The organism is Baekduia sp. Peel2402 (assembly GCF_052567285.1).
Genome location: NZ_CP199582.1, coordinates 5,051,780 through 5,068,428 on the forward strand (window position 1 = coordinate 5,051,780; position 16,649 = coordinate 5,068,428).

15 protein-coding genes are annotated in these 16,649 nt (G+C 72.0%); 11 read left to right on the forward strand and 4 right to left on the reverse strand.

Going from position 1 to position 16,649, the window contains the following annotated elements:
- The first annotated feature begins 42 nt into the window (after positions 1–42).
- The 7 genes from ACT01A_RS24650 (at position 43) to ACT01A_RS24680 (ending at position 6,586) form a co-directional block, all read left to right on the forward strand.
- Positions 43–723 (forward strand): response regulator transcription factor, encoded by a 681-nt coding sequence (locus ACT01A_RS24650; RefSeq protein ID WP_445149760.1) that lies wholly within the window; start codon positions 43–45, stop codon positions 721–723.
- Positions 720–2,048 (forward strand): ATP-binding protein, encoded by a 1,329-nt coding sequence (locus ACT01A_RS24655; protein ID WP_445149761.1) that lies wholly within the window; start codon positions 720–722, stop codon positions 2,046–2,048. Before ACT01A_RS24650 ends, ACT01A_RS24655 begins: the two co-directional genes overlap by 4 nt.
- Positions 2,049–2,117: 69 nt before the next feature.
- Complete coding sequence (locus ACT01A_RS24660) at positions 2,118–2,693, forward strand: hypothetical protein (protein WP_445149762.1); 576 nt, start codon at positions 2,118–2,120, stop codon at positions 2,691–2,693.
- Positions 2,690–3,745, forward strand: coding sequence for an efflux RND transporter periplasmic adaptor subunit (locus ACT01A_RS24665; protein WP_445149763.1), 1,056 nt, complete (start codon positions 2,690–2,692; stop codon positions 3,743–3,745). Before ACT01A_RS24660 ends, ACT01A_RS24665 begins: the two co-directional genes overlap by 4 nt.
- On the forward strand, positions 3,742–4,404 hold the full coding sequence (locus tag ACT01A_RS24670; RefSeq protein WP_445149764.1) for an ABC transporter ATP-binding protein: 663 nt from the start codon (positions 3,742–3,744) through the stop codon (positions 4,402–4,404). The genes ACT01A_RS24665 and ACT01A_RS24670 overlap by 4 nt, the downstream gene beginning before the upstream one ends.
- Positions 4,401–5,606, forward strand: coding sequence for an ABC transporter permease (locus tag ACT01A_RS24675; RefSeq protein ID WP_445149765.1), 1,206 nt, complete (start codon positions 4,401–4,403; stop codon positions 5,604–5,606). The genes ACT01A_RS24670 and ACT01A_RS24675 overlap by 4 nt, the downstream gene beginning before the upstream one ends.
- Positions 5,607–5,626: 20 nt before the next feature.
- Positions 5,627–6,586: an LLM class F420-dependent oxidoreductase gene (locus ACT01A_RS24680; protein WP_445149766.1), complete on the forward strand. Its 960-nt coding sequence runs from the start codon at positions 5,627–5,629 to the stop codon at positions 6,584–6,586.
- Here the strand turns inward: ACT01A_RS24680 and ACT01A_RS24685 are convergent.
- Positions 6,576–7,643, reverse strand: coding sequence for a helix-turn-helix transcriptional regulator (locus ACT01A_RS24685; protein ID WP_445149767.1), 1,068 nt, complete (start codon positions 7,641–7,643; stop codon positions 6,576–6,578). The genes ACT01A_RS24680 and ACT01A_RS24685 overlap by 11 nt on opposite strands.
- Positions 7,644–7,763: 120 nt before the next feature.
- Here ACT01A_RS24685 and ACT01A_RS24690 point away from each other — a divergent pair, with 120 nt between their 5' ends.
- Both ACT01A_RS24690 and ACT01A_RS24695 read left to right on the forward strand, forming a co-directional pair.
- Positions 7,764–8,372 (forward strand): carboxymuconolactone decarboxylase family protein, encoded by a 609-nt coding sequence (locus ACT01A_RS24690; protein WP_445149768.1) that lies wholly within the window; start codon positions 7,764–7,766, stop codon positions 8,370–8,372.
- Between the two features lie 4 nt (positions 8,373–8,376).
- Positions 8,377–9,216 (forward strand): SDR family oxidoreductase, encoded by an 840-nt coding sequence (locus ACT01A_RS24695; RefSeq protein ID WP_445149769.1) that lies wholly within the window; start codon positions 8,377–8,379, stop codon positions 9,214–9,216.
- Here the strand turns inward: ACT01A_RS24695 and ACT01A_RS24700 are convergent.
- From ACT01A_RS24700 to ACT01A_RS24710, 3 genes are read right to left on the reverse strand one after another with little or no spacing between them, the layout of a single operon-like run.
- On the reverse strand, positions 9,186–9,887 hold the full coding sequence (locus tag ACT01A_RS24700; protein WP_445149770.1) for a class II aldolase/adducin family protein: 702 nt from the start codon (positions 9,885–9,887) through the stop codon (positions 9,186–9,188). The two genes, ACT01A_RS24695 and ACT01A_RS24700, sit on opposite strands and share 31 nt — an antisense overlap.
- 33 nt (positions 9,888–9,920) lie before the next feature.
- Positions 9,921–10,949: a PKD domain-containing protein gene (locus tag ACT01A_RS24705; RefSeq protein ID WP_445149771.1), complete on the reverse strand. Its 1,029-nt coding sequence runs from the start codon at positions 10,947–10,949 to the stop codon at positions 9,921–9,923.
- Positions 10,946–13,000, reverse strand: coding sequence for a hypothetical protein (locus ACT01A_RS24710; protein ID WP_445149772.1), 2,055 nt, complete (start codon positions 12,998–13,000; stop codon positions 10,946–10,948). The genes ACT01A_RS24705 and ACT01A_RS24710 overlap by 4 nt, the downstream gene beginning before the upstream one ends.
- Positions 13,001–13,170: 170 nt before the next feature.
- Here ACT01A_RS24710 and ACT01A_RS24715 point away from each other — a divergent pair, with 170 nt between their 5' ends.
- Together ACT01A_RS24715 and ACT01A_RS24720 are read left to right on the forward strand one after the other, a co-directional pair.
- On the forward strand, positions 13,171–14,817 hold the full coding sequence (locus ACT01A_RS24715; protein ID WP_445149773.1) for a YncE family protein: 1,647 nt from the start codon (positions 13,171–13,173) through the stop codon (positions 14,815–14,817).
- Positions 14,818–14,911: 94 nt separating this feature from the next.
- Positions 14,912–16,612 (forward strand): Vgb family protein, encoded by a 1,701-nt coding sequence (locus tag ACT01A_RS24720; protein WP_445149774.1) that lies wholly within the window; start codon positions 14,912–14,914, stop codon positions 16,610–16,612.
- The last annotated feature ends 37 nt before the right edge of the window (positions 16,613–16,649 follow it).

The window sequence follows — 16,649 nt, forward strand, 5'->3', positions numbered from 1 at the left end:
TCCTCACCTGGTCTTCAGGTTGTTCCCAGACAATGCCCGCCGATGAGGGTGCTGGTAGTGGACGACGAGCCCGCGGTGCGGGAGGTGCTGGAGCGGATCCTGCGTGTGGAGGGGTTCGACGTCGCGCTGGCGCAGGATGGGCGTGAGGCGGTGCGGGCGCAGGCGGCGGCGCCGGCCGATGCGGTGCTGCTTGACGTGCTGATGCCCGGGCTCGACGGGCTGGAGGTGTGCCGGCGGATGCGCGACGTCGGCGACCGCACGCCGGTGCTGATGCTGACCGCGCGCGAGGGTGTCGACGACCGCGTTGCGGGGCTGGAGGCGGGCGCCGACGACTACCTGCCCAAGCCCTTTGCGCTGGAGGAGCTGCTGGCCCGGCTGCGCGCGCTGCTGCGCCGCAGCGGCTGGGAGGACGAGCGCCAGGCGCTGCGTTTCGCCGACCTGGAGCTCGATCCGATCGGCCATGAGGTCCACCGCGGTGGGCGGGCGATCGAGCTGACCCGGACCGAGTTCTTGCTGCTTGAGTTGTTCATGAACCACCCGCGCCAGGTGCTCACGCGCGAGCAGATCTTCGACGGCGTCTGGGGCTATGACTTCGGCCCGGCCTCCAACTCGCTGGAGGTCTACGTCGGCTACCTGCGCCGCAAGACCGAGGCCGGAGGCGAGCCGCGGCTGCTGCACACCGTGCGCGGCTTCGGCTACGTGCTGCGCGCCCCAAAGCCATGACCTTCCGCCGGCGCATCGTCCTGCTCAGCGCTGCTGCCGTCGCCGCGGCGATCGCGCTCGGCGCCGTGTTGACCTACGTCTTGGTCCGCCAGGAGCTGCGCGACAACCTCGACGCCGAGCTGTTCCAGACCGAGCCGGAGATCACGATGGTCGGCAAGGGCATGCAGGACGTGCGCATCCAGGTCCGGCCGGGCGCCTTCGGCGGCGCGTCCGGCGTCGCGCAGGCCACGCTCGGCGACGGCCAGACGATCCCGCCCGACGCCGCCGACGCGCTCCCGGTCAACGAGGACGTCCGCAAGGTCGCGGCCGGCCAGATCGGCACGTTCCTGCGCGACGAGACGCTTGAAGGCCACCACGTCCGGGTCCTCACGCGGCGCGAGCCCGACGGCTCCGCGCTGCAGATCGCTCGTCCGCTGGCGGAGGTCGACAACACGCTCGGTCGCCTGCGCATCATCCTGTTCTTGGTCACGCTCGGCGGCTTCGGGCTGGCTGCTGCGCTCGGCCTCGGCGTCTCGCGGATCGCGACGCGGCCGCTGTCGCGCCTCACCGCCACCGCCGGGCGGATCACCGAGACCGGCGAGCTGCACCACCGCCTCCCGACCAACGACGCCGACGACGAGCCCGGTCGCCTGGCCGCGTCGTTCAACGCGATGCTCGCCGCGCTGGAGTCCTCGCGCGATCAGCAGCGCCAGCTCGTCGCCGACGCCTCGCACGAGCTGCGCACGCCGCTGACCGCGATCCGCGCGAACATCGAGCTGCTGGAGCGCGCGACCGAGCTGCCCGACGCCGAGCGGGCCGCGGTGCTGGCCTCGGCACGCCATCAGCTCGAGGACCTCACGGTGCTCGTGGGTGACCTCGTCGACCTCGCGCGTCCTGGGGGCGAGCGCCTCACCGAGCCGGCCGAGGACCTGCGCCTGGACGAGCTGGTCGGCGCCGCCGTAGAGCGCGCGCGCCGCCACGCGCCCAACACGCCGTTCGAGGTCGACGGCGTCGCGACCGTCGTCCGCGCCCGGCGTCCGGCGCTGGCGCGCGCCGTTGGCAACCTGTTGGACAACGCGGTTAAGTGGAGCCCGCCGGACGCGCCGATCGAGGTCACCGTCCGCGAGGGCGAGGTCACGGTCCGCGACCACGGCCCGGGGATCGCGCAGGACGACCTGCCGCACGTCTTCGACCGCTTCTACCGCGCGCCGTCGGCCCGCGGGCTGCCCGGATCCGGCCTCGGCCTAGCCATCGTCAAGCGCGTCGCCGACGACCATCACGGCACGGTCCGCGCCGAGCGCGCCGAGGGCGGCGGCACGCTGCTGCGCTTCACGCTGCCCGCATAGCGCCCGCTATTAGCTGACCCCTCCCCAGCGTTCAGCGAACTCTCATGTGCCGAGTGCTTCATGTCGTCCATGATCAAGAACCCGGTGATGATCGCGGCGCTGGCCGCCGCCGCCCTCGCACTCGGCGCATGCGGATCGGACGGCGGCGGAAACGCCTCCGGCAAGCCGCCCAAGAGCGACGAGGACAAGGCCTACGACGGTGCGCTGAAGTTCGCCAAGTGCATGCGCGACAACGGCATCGACATGCCCGACCCGCAGAAGTCAGGCGACGGCTGGATCCTCCAGCGGATGGGCGGCGGCAAGGGCGAGGCGCCGATCAACGAGGCCAAGATCGAGGCCGCGGAGAAGAAGTGCCAGCACTTCATGGAGAACGGCGGCGGCAGCGGGCCCGGCCCCGGCGACGACCCCAAGCAGCGCGACGCGATGCTCGCCTACTCCAAGTGCATGCGCCAGAACGGCGTCCCGAAGTTCCCAGACCCGAAGTTCTCCGGCAACAAGGTCGAGCTGAGCATCAGGACCAAAGACGGCTCGGTGAACCTCAACCCGGACGCGCCGGCGTTCAAGGCGGCGGAGAAGGTCTGCCAGAGCAAGCTCGCCGACGTCATGGGCGGCGGACCGCGGACGGCGCAGAAGGCAGGGAAGTGAGCGGCGTTCGCACCGTCGCCGTGGCGGTGACGCTCGGCGCCGCCGCGGCGGGCGGCGCGTGGCTGCTGCTGCCCGAGGACGGCGAGAGCGCCGGGTCGCCGGTCAACGATCGCATCCCGCTGAGCAGCGCGACGGTGCAGCGCCGCGACCTCGTCGACCGCCAGGACGTCGACGGCACGCTCGGCTTCGCGACCACGCAGGTCGTCACCGCGCCCGCCGCCGGGACGATCACACGGCTGCGCGACGAGGGCACGACGGTCCGGCGCGGCTGGTCCATGTTGTCCGTGAACGCCCAGGCCACCGGCTGGGTGCTCTACGGCAAGCGCCCGTTCTACCGCGACCTGGAGCCCGGGATGGACGACGGCTCCGACGTCCGCCAGCTCGAGCGCAACCTGGAGGCCTTGGGTTACGACCCGGGCACGGTCGACACGGACTGGACGTCCTCGACGACCGCGGCGGTCAGGGACTTCCAGGAGGATCGCGACCTCACCGAGACCGGCACGCTCAAGGCCGATGACTTGGTCGTCAGCGACGGCCCCGCGCGGATCGGCGCGCACTCGGCGCAGATCGGCGACGCGGTCCGGCCCGGCGGGGCGGTGACCAAGCTGACGCAGCGCACGCCGCGGGTCACCGCGTCGACCGACGCGGGCGTCGCCTCCACGCTGCGCAAAGGCGCGGCGGTCACGGTCCTGCTGCCCGACGGCCGCGAGGTCAAGGGCCGGATCAGCACGATCGGCACGGTCGCCAGGCCCGGCGAGCAGGGCGAGAGCCCGACGGTTACGGTGACGATGCGGCTGCGCTCGAAGAAGCGGCTGCGCCTCGACGGCGCGCCGGTCTCGGTCACGTTTGCGACCGGCTCGACCAAGGACGCGCTCGCCGTGCCGGTCACCGCGCTGGTCGCGGTCGGCACCGCCAAGTACGCGGTCCAGCTCGCAGGCTCGCGCCGGCTGGTGCCGGTGACGCTCGGCGCGTTCGCCGAGGGCTACGTCCAGATCGAAACCGATCCCGCCCACTCCCTCCGCGAGGGCGATCGCGTCGTGGTGCCCGCATGAGCCTCCTCCTGGAGGACGTCACCAAGGAGTACCCCGGCGGCGTGCGCGCGCTGGACGGCATCGACCTGGACATCGGCGACGGCGAGCTGGTCGGCGTGATCGGCCCGTCGGGCTCGGGCAAGTCCACGTTGTTGCACGTGATGGGGACGCTGGACCGGCCGTCGAGCGGGCGCGTGACGATCGCGGGCGCCGACGTCGATGCGCTCGGCGACCGTGAGCTCGCCGGGCTGCGCGCGCACCGGATCGGCTTTGTGTTCCAGCAGTTCTTCCTGATGGACGGGATGAACGCCGTCGAGAACGTCGCGCAGGGGATGGTCTACGGCGCGGTGCCGGCCGCGCGCCGCGCCGCCGCCGCCCGCGAGGCGCTGGCGCGCGTCGGGTTGGAGCACCGCCTCGACCACCGCCCCGACCAGCTCTCGGGCGGGGAGCGCCAGCGGGTGGCGATCGCGCGCGCGGTCGTCGCCCGCCCGGCGATCGTCTTCGCCGACGAGCCGACCGGCAACCTCGACACCCGCACCGGCGCCGAGATCATGGCGTTGCTTCACGAGCTGCATCAGGACGGCACGACCGTCGTCGTCATCACGCACGACGCGGAGATCGCGGACGCGCTGCCGCGCCGCGTGGCGCTGCGTGACGGCCGGATCGAGGAGGACCGATGAGCACGAGCTCCGCCGGCGGAGCGACGCCCTCGCGCTTGCTCCCGGCCGACCTGCTGCGCGTCGGCGCCGTCGGCCTGCGCACGCGCCGCCTGCGCGCCGCGCTCTCGGCGCTGGGGATCGCGATCGGCATCGCGTCGATGGTCGCGGTGCTCGGCCTGTCGGCCTCGTCGCGTCAAGGGCTGCTCGACGAGCTGGACCGGTTGGGCACCAACTTGCTCACGGTGTCGCCCGGCCAGACGCTCGGAGGCGACGACGCCACGCTCCCGCGCGCGGCGCGCCGGTCGCTGTCGCGGATCGGCGGGGTGGAGCAGGTGGCGAGCGTGCGCTCGGTCGACGGCAGCGTCCGGCGCACCGACAAGATCGACCCCAACGAGACCGGCGGGATCGCGATCGCCGCCGCCGATCCGACGCTGCTGTCGACGCTCGGCGGCTCGCTCTCGCGCGGGCGCTTCCTCAACGCGGGCAGCGCGCGGACGCCGGCGGTCGTGCTCGGCTCCGAGGCCGCGGCGACGCTCGGCATCGACCGCCCGGGCGAACGCGTCTACATCGACGGGCGCTGGTGGACGGTGGTCGGGATCATGCGGCCGCTGGAGCTAGCGGAAGGTCTGGACCGGTCGGTGATCGTCGGCTACGCCGCGGCGGTGCGGTGGCTGGGCGCCGAGCGGTCGGCGTCGACGGTCTACCTGCGCGCCGACGAGGACCGCGTCACCGACGTGCGCGCGCTTATGCCGAGCGCCGCCAACCCGGAGAACCCGGAGGAGGTGGATGTCTCGCGCCCGTCCGACGCGCTGGCCGCCAAAGCCGAGGCGGACTCCGCGTTGACCGGGCTGTTCCTCGGCCTCGGCGCGGTCGCGCTGCTGGTGGGCGGGATCGGCATCGCCAACACGATGGTGATCTCGGTCCTGGAACGCCGGTCGGAGATCGGCCTGCGCCGCGCGCTGGGCGCCACGCGCGGCCACGTGCGCGCGCAGTTCTTCGTGGAGTCGCTGCTGCTGGCCGTCGTGGGCGGCGCGGCCGGGATCCTGATCGGCGCCATGGTCACCGGCGGCTACGCGAAGGCGCGCGGCTGGACATCGGTTGTGCCGGCGGAGGCGATCGGCGGCGGGATCGCCGCCGCGCTGCTGATCGGCGCGGTCGCAGGCCTCTACCCGGCGGCCCGCGCGGCGAGGCTGTCGCCTACGGAGGCGTTGCGGTCGGCCTGAGAGTGGGCAGGATCTAGAGCATGGCTCCGATCATCCGCGCTGGCTTGCAGATCCCCGACTTCAACCGGGTGGCGAACGAGCCGGGCGATCTGCTCGCCCGGCTCACCGCCATCGCCACCACGGCGGAGGACGCGGGCTTTGACTCGGTGTACGTGATGGACCACCTCCATCAGATCCGCGGCGTGGGGCCGGACGAGAACTGGATGTTGGAAGGTCCGACGACGCTGGGCGCGCTCGCGGCGGTCACCAAGAAGGCCCAGCTCGGCCTGATGGTTGGCGGCATCCACTACCGCAACCCGGCGCTGCTGGCCAAGATCACCACCACCATCGACATCCTCTCCGGCGGCCGCGCGATCCTCGGGATCGGCGCGGCCTGGAACGAGAGCGAGTCCTTGGCCTACGGCTATGAGTTCCCGCCGCTGGGCGTGCGCTTCGAGCAGCTCGAGGACGGCCTGCGGATCTTCCGGGCGATGTTCACCGGCGACGCCGGCCAGGCGACGGTCGACGGCGAGCGCCATCACATCAAGGACGCCTACAACAACCCCAAGCCGCTGCGGGGCGACATCCCTATCTTGATCGGCGGCTCCGGCGAGAAGAAGACCTTGCGGATGGTCGCCCAGTACGCCGAGGCCTCCAACGTCTTCGGCGACGTCGAGCGGATCAAGCACCTCATGTCGGTCATCGACGGCCACTGCGAGACCGTCGGGCGCGATCCGTCGGAGATCACGCGCACCAAGCTCGCAACGCTGGTGATCGCCGACACCCACGAAGAGGCGGCCGCCGCGGCCGAGCCCCTGCGCGGCCCGATGGGCGAGCGCTTCGACGCCATGGTGATGTTCGGCGACCCCGACGGCATCACCGAGCAGCTCGCCGCTCACCGCGAAGCCGGCCTGGACGGCGTCATCGTCAACATGCCGCAGGTCGACGACCTGGAGAAGGTCGAGCTGGCCGGCAAGACGCTGGCGGCGGCTATGCGCTGAGCGCCGTCCGGCCCGAGTCCAGCGCCGACCACGCGGCGCTGACCGCCGCGACGCGGTCGTGCACGCCGAGCTTGTCGTAGATGCGCTCGGCGTGCTTGGAGACCGTGCGCGGCGAGACCTGCAGGTCGGTGGCGATCGCCGCGGTCGTCTGGCCGCGCATCATCAGCTGCAGGACCTCGGCCTCGCGCGGTGAGAGGCCGAGCGCCTCCAGCAGCTCGCGTGACGCGGCGCGCCCGCTGCGCTCGAAGACCACGACGGTCGCGCCACCCGCCGCGCGCGACAGCCGGCGGACGACGATCGGCTCGGCGCCGTCCGCCCGAGCGAGGAGCGCGTGCGTCGGCGCCTTGCGCGCGGCCAGCAGGTCGGCCAGCGGCGCGGGCAGCCCGGCGTCGGGTGATCGGCTGGCGCCCAGCGCCCGCAGCGACGCGCGCCCGGCGCGGGTGGCCAGCGCGACGCGCCCGCGCGCGTCGATCACGACGACCGCGTCGCCGCCGTCGTCCAACCCCGCCTCGACCGCGGCGAGCACGTCGCGCAGCCGCTCGCGCAGCGCCGCGTTGGCGTGGGCCTGGATCAGGTGCGGGCGCGCGAGGTCCAGCACGCGGCGCTCGCCGTCGGTGAAGTCGCGCGCGTCGGCCAGCGCGAGGCCGATCAACAGCGTCGGCGGCGCGGGCAGCGTCACGACGAGCTGGTGCTCGACGCCGAGCGGCGCGAAGACCTCGCGGTAGAGGTCGCGCTGCTGGAACTCGGCCTGGGCGATGACGTCGCTGAGCCGGTAGGCGCGCGGATCGCGCGTGCGCAGGTAACGCTCGACGAGCGGGCTCTGGTGGCCGAAACGGGCCCAGTTCTCCAGCAGCCGCTGCTCGGGCATCGGCGTGACGATCGCCACCAGCGGCGTGCCGTCGGCGCCGAACTCGTTGTAGGAGGTGTAGGCGTTGGGGATCACGCGCGGGACGACGTCCAGCAGCGCAGCCCGGAACGACGGGACGTCCTCGGCGTGGTGGACCTCGCCGAGGATCTCCAGCAGGTTCTGCAGGTCACGCTCGCGCAGTCCGTCCATCGACGACGGCGACGCTATGGACGGCTTGACGGCGCGGCAAGGCGTGCGCTGAGCCGTGTACGCAAGATCGCGTACCGGCGTGTGCCGCGCGCCGGGGCAGGGTCGGATACGGTCGCGTTCATGAGCAGCGAGGCACCGCGCATCGCCCCGGGCGGTCCGCGCGAGATCGGCCGCGTCAACTGGGCGATCGCGCGACTTCTCGGAGTGGCGACCGGTGGTCCGCCGCCGCACGTCTTCACGACGCTTGCGCGCCACCGGCGCGTCTTCCGCCCGTGGCTGCGCTTCGCCGGGCGGCTGATGCCTGGCGGGACGCTGCCGCGCGAGGAGAGCGAGTTGATCATCTTGCGCGTCGCGCGCGTGACCGGCAGCGACTACGAGTGGCAGCAGCACGTGCGGCTCGGGCGCGCGGCCGGGCTGACCGAGGCGCAGATCGAGCGCATCCGGCTCGGCGCCGAGGCGCCAGGGTGGAGCGTGCGCCAAGCGCTGTTGCTGCGCGCCGTCGACGAGCTGCACGACCACGACCGGATCGGCGACGAGCTGTGGGCGGAGCTCGCGCGCGAGTACGGCGAGCAGGAGCTGATCGAGATCTGCCTGCTGACCGGCCACTACATCATGCTCGCGATGACCCTTAACTCGCTCGGCGTGCAGGTCGAGGCGCTGCCGGACCCGGCCGCGCCACGGTCGCGCGCGTCGCGTGCGTTGCAGGCGATCGCGACCCGGAGAGGATAGGACGATGGAGATCCGCGATCGTTCCGTGTTGATCACCGGTGCTGCGTCGGGCATCGGCCGTGCGACGGCACTGGCCGCCGCCGCGCAGGGCGCCCGGTTGGTGCTGACCGATGTCGCCGCCGAAAGGCTGGCGGGGACCGTGCGCGACGTTCAGGCCGCGGGTGGGACCGTCCTGCACAGCGCGGCGCTCGACGTCAGCGATGGCGACGCGGTCGAGGCGTTCGCGGCCGAGGTCCACGCCGCCCACGGCGCCGTCGGCGTGGTGATGAACGTCGCCGGCATCTCGACCTGGGGGTCGATCGAGCAGCTGCAGCGCGAGCACTGGCGCGCGCAGGTCGAGGTCAACCTGATGGGGCCGATCCACGTGCTGTCGGCGTTCGTGCCGCCGATGATCGCGGCGGGGCGGGGCGGGCACGTCGTCAACGTCGCGTCGGCCGCCGCGCTCTTCGGGCTGCCGTGGCACGCGGCCTACAGCGCGTCGAAGTTCGGGCTGCGCGGCGTCTCGGAGGTCCTGCGCTTCGACCTCGCACGCCACGGGATCGGCGTGTCGCTCGTCTGCCCGGGCGCGGTTAAGACGCCCCTGGTGGCCAGCGCCGTGATCGTCGGGGTCGACCGCGACGACCCGAAGATCAAGAAACTGATCGGCCGCTTCGAGCGCCACGCCAAGTCGCCCGAGCACGTTGCCGCCTGCATCCTCAAGGGCGTGCGCAAGAACAAGTACATGGTTTACACGTCGCCCGACACGGCCGTGGGCGCGTTCTTCCAGCGCGTCTTCCCGTGGCCCTACGAGCGGGCCATGAAGCAGCTCAACAACTACTTGGTGTCGGTCGCCGCGGCGGAGTAGCGCAGCGCGCGGTGCTGCTCGGCCACGTCGGCGAGCTGCGCGTCGCTGAGGATCGCCGGCTCGCCGCCCGCCCCGGCGAAGACGCGTGCGTGCCAGTAGACCGACGCCCACCACTCGAGCTGCTGGGCCTGCTCGACGGCGTGCGCGGCGGACGTCCCGAGCGCGACCGCGCCGTGGTTGGCCATCAGCGCGGCGCTGCGGCCTTCGAGCGCTGCGGCGACGCCCGCGGCCAGGTCGTCTGAACCGTAGGTCGCGTAGGGCGCAACGCGCACCGGCCCGCCGAACGCGGATGCCACGTAGTGCACGGCGGGCAGCTCGGCGACGACCGCCGACAGCGCGGTGGCGAACGTCGAGTGCGTGTGGACGATCGCGGTGAGGTCGGCCCGCCCGCCCGCGGCCGCGTAGACCGCGCGGTGCAGCGGGGTCTCCGACGACGGACGCGAGGTGCGCGCGTGCCCGGGGTCGACCGCGCCGTCGGCGATCGCCACGCAGACCAAGTCGTCCGGGTCGATCGCGGGCAATCGCGCGCCCATCGGCGTGATCAGCAGGTGGGCGCCGTCGCCGGAGCGGACGCTGAGGTTGCCCGCCGAGCCGACGACGAGCCCGGACTCCGAGACCGCCTGCGCGGCCTCGCACAGCGCCGCGCGGTCCTGGGAGGTGAAGGGATCCATCGCGGTTGGATCCTAGGCGGTTGGCGGTGCCGCCTAGCGGCGCAGGGTCACCGCCTTCTTCAGCGTGCGCGCATTGCCGGCGGCGTCGCGCACGACGAGCGTCAGCGTCGTCGCGAGCGGGTGGCCCTTGCGGACCTTGGCGGCGGCGGCCTCGGTCAACGTGAGCTTGACGGCGGCGTCGCCCTTGGCGAGCTTCTTGATGGTGGCCTTGCCCAGGATCGTGGAGCCGCGCTTGAGGGTCGCGGTACCCGAGCCGGCCTCGTCGAGGCGCACCAGCAGGGACGCGACGCGGCCCTTGAGCGCCAGCATGGCCGAGCGCAGCGTGGGCTTGGGCGCGACGGTGTCGTTGGTCCCCGCGCCGGTCGTGGCGCCGCCGCCGGCGGAGCCGCCACCGCCGGTCGCGCCACCGCCCGTGGCGCCGCCTCCCGTCGAGCCACCACCGCCCGTGCTGCCGCCGGTCGCCGGGTCGGCCACGACCACGTCGTGCCGCGTCGCCGCCGACGTCTCGTGGCCGTCGTCGACGTAGCGGACGCCTACGCCGTAGGTCCCGGCCTTGGTGTAGGTCTTGCTGACGACGCGCGCCGTGCCGGAGGTCTCGAAGCTGCCGTTGCCGTCGAGGTCCCACTCGACCTTGGTCACCGTGCCGTCAGGATCGGCGATCGCGCTGGCGTCGAAGGTGACTTTCGCGTTGGTCGTGGGGGACGGCGAGACCGTGAAGTCCGGCGTGGCGAGCTGGTTGCCCGCGACGTGGACGGTGCCGGTCATGTCCTCGTGGAAGTCGCAGAAGAACTTGTAGGTGCCGGGCTTGGCGAAGGTGTAGGTCCTGCTCGTCCCGGTCTCCTGCGGGGTGAAGTCGCCGGTGACCCACTCCAGCGGGTGGTTCTCGAAGCTACCCGTGAACGTGACGCTGTCGCCCGGGCTGGCCTCCACGGTGCCAGGCGTGTAGGGCCCGGACTGCGGGTCGGTCGGAAACGTCACGGAGAAGGTGGCCGCCTGCGCGGCGGCCGGGACGGCGAGCGCCCCGGTCGTGGCGAGGAGGATCAGGCGCTTGCGCATGCTCATGCCTTCGTCAAGGTCAAGGTGGTGGTGATGGCCTTGCCGCCGCCGGTCGACGGCGTGACCTTGACCTTCACCTTGATCTTCTTGTGGAGCTTGAGCAGCGCCTTGCCGTCCTTGGTCAGCGTGAGCTTGACCGTCCCGGCGCGGGTGACCGTGGCGGTCGCCAGCGTCACGACCTTCGCCTTGCCCTTGCGGGTCAGCTTGACCTTGACCGACGTGGTGACCGACACCTTCACCTTCTTGGCCGTGCCGCCGCTGAGCGTCAACACCAACTTGCCGCTCTTGACCTGTGCCTTCTTGACCGTGGCGGCGGTCGGCTTGGCGGTGGTCGTCGTGCCGCCCGGGGTGACCGGCGGCGCCGGCTTCGGGTCGGTCGGCTTCGGATCGGTCGGTGTCGGGTCGGGCGCGAGCACCGTGAACGACACCTGGACGCTGCGCGCCGGCGCCTCGCTGACCGCCGCGCCCGAGACGCAGGCGGTGCCGGCCAGCAGGCGCACGCTGTGGTCGCCGAGCGTCGTGGACGCCGGGACGGTGATCGTGCCGGTGCCCTTGCCGTCGGCATCGGTCGTGACGCAGCCCAGGACGTCGCCGCTGTCGATCTTGATCCCGACCTTCTGCCCGCCGCTGCCGTCGCCCTTGCGGAAGCCGCTGACGTCCACGGTCAGCGTCCCGCCCGGGACGACCTTTGTCGTCGTGATCGTGCCGGCCGGCGCGGAGGCGATCGTGATCGTCGACGCGGTCCCCGCGCTGGCGGTCCGCAGGCGCAGCACGTGCGTGCCCGGCGCGGCGTCCTTCAGCGAGACCGTGATGACGACCTGGCCGGCGTCCTTGACCGTCTGGGTGCCGGCGGCGACGCCGTCGAGGTAGGCGGTCGCGGCGTCGCCGGGCGTGAAGCCGGCGCCAGAGAGCGCGATCGCCTCGCCCTGGCCGCCGAGCGCGGGCGCGGTCTGGGTCGGCGCGGTGTCGCTGACGTTCAGCGTCAGCGGGACCATCCGGCCGGGGAGGTCGTTCTGGGTGCCGCCTTCGACGCACGACGCGCCGGCCAGCACGCGCATCGTGTAGTTGCCGGGCGCCAGGCCGGAGGGGACCGGCGTCGTGATCGTGCCGTCGCCGTTGACGTCGGCCTCGAGGCAGGCGCTGACCGGGTTGGGCTCGATCTTCAGCGCGACCTTCTGGCCGCTGCCGTCGACGCCGAGGAAGCCGTCGAGGGTGACAGCGGCGGTGCCGCCGGGGCGCACGGACGGCGTCTCGAGCGTCGCCGTCGGCGCGGCGGTCACCGTGATCGCGACGCTGGCGGTGACCGCGCCGGTAGCGAACGCCAGCGTGTGCGCGCCCGGCGTCGTGCCGCCCGGGATCGTCACCCGCGAGCTGCTCGGGAAGGCGCCGTCGGCGTCGGTGGTGATCGACGCGCCGGCTAGCGTCGCGCCGTCAAGCGTTACGTCGACCGCCGTGCTCGGCGTGAAGCCGAGGCCCTTCGGCGTGACCGCGCTGGTCAAGCCGGCCTGGAAGGTCGTGCCCGGGTAGAACGTCCCGCTGACGCTGGTGGCGCCGAGCGTGACGCGGTCGACCACGTCGTAGTAGGCCTGGACGCTGGCCGGGATCGCGACCTTGTTGTCGTTGGCGGTGCCGAACGCGCCGGCCAGGACGCGCAGCCAGTGCCGCCCGGCGTTGGCGCCGATGCCCGGCCCGGTCTTGCTCAGGTTGGCGGGGACGTCGATCCAGCCGCTGAACGTGCCGTCGTTGGCGACCTCGAACCAGATCGGCGCGTCGGCGGTGCCCTGCGCCGGGTAGGCGGACGTGCCGCCGTAGGTCCACAGCAGGTCCTGGTCGTCGGGCTTGACCGCGACGAGCGGGCTGCCGGCACCGCCGCTGCCGGTGAAACCCGCGCCGCTGATCGCGATGCGGCCGCCGGGGACGACGGCGCCGGGATCGAGCGTGATCTCGGCGCCGCTGGGCGCGGTGTAGGTGACCGGCGCCGCCAGCGCGTGGCCGGGGAGGAGGAGGGCGAGCAGCGCGACGGCGAGCACGCCCAGACGGGTCAGAGAGAAGGACATGGTCTTGATCGGGTCTTCCGTGATCGAGGCGGCAGAAGTGAGTTAGGGCGCCCTAACGCAGGGCGAGGCAAATCTGTAGGGTGCCCTAATTAGGTCACCCTACATGGTGGCCCCGGGTCGATGACGGCCCGTCTCACCTCGCACATCGAAACGCTCATCGAAGGAGCGCCTTGTCTAGAACCGCTCGTCCGCGCCGCCTCGGCGCCGCGGCGCTGATCGGCGCGACCGCTCTGGTCGCAACGCCCGCCGTCGTCCAGGCGGCGCCCGTCAACCAGCCTGGCTGGTCCTCGTCTTCTCAGACGCTCAACGGCGGCATCAACCTCGGCTACGAGACCGCGATCGACCCGGTCAACCACCGGCTCTACGCCACCGACGCGCAGCCGACCACCGCCACCAAGACGCCGGTGAAGGCCGACGACGGCACGGTCACCGGCTACGTCACGGCGGTGACGATCCCGTCCACCGGCAAGGTGGTGGCCTTCGACACCAACACCAATGCCTTGCTGCGCAACTGGTCGTTCACCGGCCTGCTCGGCAGCGACGGCGTCGCGGGCGGCGGCTACACGTTCGGCACGCCCAACCCGACGACCGGCATCGCCACCGGCACCAACCGCGGCACCGCCAACGTCCCGTACGGCGTGGCCGTCGACCACGGCGTCGCCGATCCCACGATCGTGACGGTCCAGACGCGCACGTCCAGCGTGGCGATCTTCCCGCAGTCGCAGACCTCGCCCAAGGACACCGACATCCTGACGGCAGCCGCCAACGGTTTCTTCCGCGCGCGCACGCCCGTGGTCGACAGCACGCACCACAAGGCGTACTTCGTCAACTACAACGCGACGACCGGCACGATCGCCCAGCTCGACCTCGCCACCAAGACGGTGGAGCGGACGATCGCGGTACCGGGCGCGGTCGGCCTCGCGCTCGACGAGGCCAACAGCATCCTCTACGCGGGCACATTCGGCGCTGCGGCGGGCAACGTCCTGTACGTGATCGACCTCACCACGGGCACGATCACCGACACGATCCCGGGCATCGGCAACAACGCGCGGCCTGGCTTCGACCCGGTCGGCAAGAAGGTCTACACGGCCAACTCGGGCGACCGCACGATCTCGGTCGTCGACGTCGACCCGGCCAGCCCGACCTACCACCAGGTCGTCAAGACGATCGCCGCCACCGGTTCGCCGAACGCGATCGCGGTCGACGCCGATCGCCGACTGGTCTACTCGGCCGACCTCGGCTCGCACCTGGTGTCGGTCATCGACGCCGACACCGACGAGTGGGTCCTCGGCGTCCCGACGCTGGGCAACGCGCTCGACGTCGACGTCGATCCCGCTACCGGCGTGGCCTACGTGTCCAACCAGTACTCGGGCTCGACGACCGGGCAGTCGGTGATCAGCGCGATCTCGGTCGCGCGCGCCGCCGACCTGCCGCAGGGCCCGGTCGGCCCTGCGGGCCCTGCCGGCCCGGCCGGCAAGGACGGGGCCGCGGGCGTCAACGGCGCCTCGGGCACGACGACGCTGGCGATCTCGCTAGCCAAGTTCAAGGTGTCGGGCCGCACCGCCACGGTCACCGCGCCGGCTGCGGGCAAGTTGACCGCGGTGGCGAAGTCCGGCAAGACGACCGTCGCCACCGGCACGGTCACGGCGAAGAAGGCCGGCTCCTACAAGATCTCGCTGAAGGCCTCCAAGGCGGGCAAGAAGCTGTTGGCCAAGAAGGCGGTCAAGGCGACGATCACGGTCTCCTTCGTGCCCAAGAGCGAGCCTGATGCCGCCGTGCAGCGCACGGCGAAGGCAACGCTCGCGCAGTCGAAGTAAGGCAGGTCACCTCGCGCGACCGGGTTACGTACTTCCGCGTAGCCCGGTCAGCGCGGCGCTCGGAACGCGCGCTCGGGGCTGATAGGCCTACACCATGCGACGGATCGCGATGGCCATCAGCCTCGTCCTGGCGACCTGCTTGCCCGCCACGGCGAGCGCGGTGACGCCCGAGTACTTCACGTTCCCGGCCGGCTACACGGGGGCGAGCTTCGGCCTCGCCGCCGACGACCAGGGCAACATCTGGTTCGGCGGCGCCGGGCCCAACCACACCAGCCCGTCGAACCCGATGCAGCAGCAGCCGTCGCCCTCGCTGCTGCGCATCGACCCGTCGCAGGTGACGCCCGGCACGAGCAACGGCATCACCGGCTTTCCGACGCCGGAGGATCCCGCGGTCAACTGCTGCGGCAACCAGATGCGGTCGGTGGCCTACAACTCAGACGACCACAAGCTCTACTGGGTCCGCAGCGACGGGCACGTCGGCTGGGGCGACCCGACCGCGTTCACGGCCGGCACGACGGGTGGCATGTTCACCTACCGCCTGGGCGGCAATCAGGACCTGTGGGACGTGACCGCGGCCAAGGGCCCCGGCGTCTGGTTCACGGAGAAGAGCGCGTCCAACGTTGGCCCGAACTACTACGGCAGCCGGATCGCGTACACGACCGGCGGGACCCCGACCGAGGGCCCCAACATCGCCATCCAGAACGGCAACACCTCCATCAACAGCCTGCGCTACGACGCCAAGCCGTCGGGCATTACGGTCGACCCCAAGGACGGGCGTCCGTGGTTTGTCGAGGAGGACCCGGGCAACCCCGGCTACCGGATCGCGACCTACTCCGGTGCCGGCAGCAACTACGAGGAGTACTTGGTCAGCCCGTGCGAGGGGACCGCGCCGTGCTCGGGCTCCTACACCGGCACCGGCCTGACCGACCTGGCGTTCGCAGGCGACGGCGGGCTGTGGTTCACCAACGTCCTCAACCACAAGTTCGGGCGCTTCGACACCAGCAGTCACCAGATGGTCCAGTACACGATGGCGTCGATCGGCCTGCCCCAGGGCGACCCGCGGGCGATGACCGCCGCCCCCGACGGCACGGTCTGGATGGCCAGCTACCAGTTCAACGGCGGCGCCTCCAGCGCGCTGGTGCAGATCATCCCGCCCGCCAGCGCTGGCCTGGCACCGACGTTCAACGTGTACAAGACGCCCGGGACGAGCGCGCTCGGCCTCGCGCCTGACCGCGCCGGGAACCTCTGGTTCACGACGACCGGCAGTGGCATCTCCTCGCAGGTCGGCCGCCTGGCCGGCGTCATCGGGGGCGCGCCCGCGCCGGGCGGACCGCCCGCCACGCCACCGGTCACCACGACCCCGCCCGTGACGCAGACGCCGGCGCCGACGCCCGCGCCCGTCAGCGTCGGCACCGCGCGCCTGGATCCGCCGCAGGTCGGCAATGGCGAGATCAACACCAACCAGATCTGCGTCGGGCCGCCGCAGGCGCGCTGCTCGCTGATCTACCTCGTCCAGACGCACGAGTACGTCGTCGGCTTCCCGTCGTCGACCAAGAAGAAGCCCAAGAAGCACAAGCCGCAGACGCTGGCGACCAAGTCGGTGACCTTGAAGGGCGGCGAGAAGCGCAAGGTCACCATCAAGCTCAACAAGCTTGGCCAGCGGATCCTCAAGGCCAAGGGCTCGGTGAAGATCGACTACATCGTCACGCAGAAGCTCGCCAACGGGAAGACCAAGACGGTGAGCCGCAAGACGCTGACGATGAAGTACAAGAAGGCCAAGAAGAAGAAGCGCTGACGCACGCGGGTTTCGGTGCGTCGCGCGCCTGGGTAGC

Excerpts from the sequence above, each read along its gene's own strand:
- ACT01A_RS24685 (WP_445149767.1), bottom strand. The coding sequence starts at position 7,643 with ATGGACGGACTGCGCGAGCGTGACCTGCAGAACCTGCTGGAGATCCTC.
- ACT01A_RS24650 (WP_445149760.1), top strand. The coding sequence starts at position 43 with ATGAGGGTGCTGGTAGTGGACGACGAGCCCGCGGTGCGGGAGGTGCTG.
- ACT01A_RS24675 (WP_445149765.1), top strand. The coding sequence starts at position 4,401 with ATGAGCACGAGCTCCGCCGGCGGAGCGACGCCCTCGCGCTTGCTCCCG.
- ACT01A_RS24680 (WP_445149766.1), top strand. The coding sequence starts at position 5,627 with ATGGCTCCGATCATCCGCGCTGGCTTGCAGATCCCCGACTTCAACCGG.
- ACT01A_RS24695 (WP_445149769.1), top strand. The coding sequence starts at position 8,377 with ATGGAGATCCGCGATCGTTCCGTGTTGATCACCGGTGCTGCGTCGGGC.
- ACT01A_RS24700 (WP_445149770.1), bottom strand. The coding sequence starts at position 9,887 with ATGGATCCCTTCACCTCCCAGGACCGCGCGGCGCTGTGCGAGGCCGCG.
- ACT01A_RS24690 (WP_445149768.1), top strand. The coding sequence starts at position 7,764 with ATGAGCAGCGAGGCACCGCGCATCGCCCCGGGCGGTCCGCGCGAGATC.
- ACT01A_RS24710 (WP_445149772.1), bottom strand. The coding sequence starts at position 13,000 with ATGTCCTTCTCTCTGACCCGTCTGGGCGTGCTCGCCGTCGCGCTGCTC.
- ACT01A_RS24655 (WP_445149761.1), top strand. The coding sequence starts at position 720 with ATGACCTTCCGCCGGCGCATCGTCCTGCTCAGCGCTGCTGCCGTCGCC.
- ACT01A_RS24705 (WP_445149771.1), bottom strand. The coding sequence starts at position 10,949 with ATGAGCATGCGCAAGCGCCTGATCCTCCTCGCCACGACCGGGGCGCTC.
- ACT01A_RS24670 (WP_445149764.1), top strand. The coding sequence starts at position 3,742 with ATGAGCCTCCTCCTGGAGGACGTCACCAAGGAGTACCCCGGCGGCGTG.
- ACT01A_RS24720 (WP_445149774.1), top strand. The coding sequence starts at position 14,912 with ATGCGACGGATCGCGATGGCCATCAGCCTCGTCCTGGCGACCTGCTTG.
- ACT01A_RS24660 (WP_445149762.1), top strand. The coding sequence starts at position 2,118 with ATGATCAAGAACCCGGTGATGATCGCGGCGCTGGCCGCCGCCGCCCTC.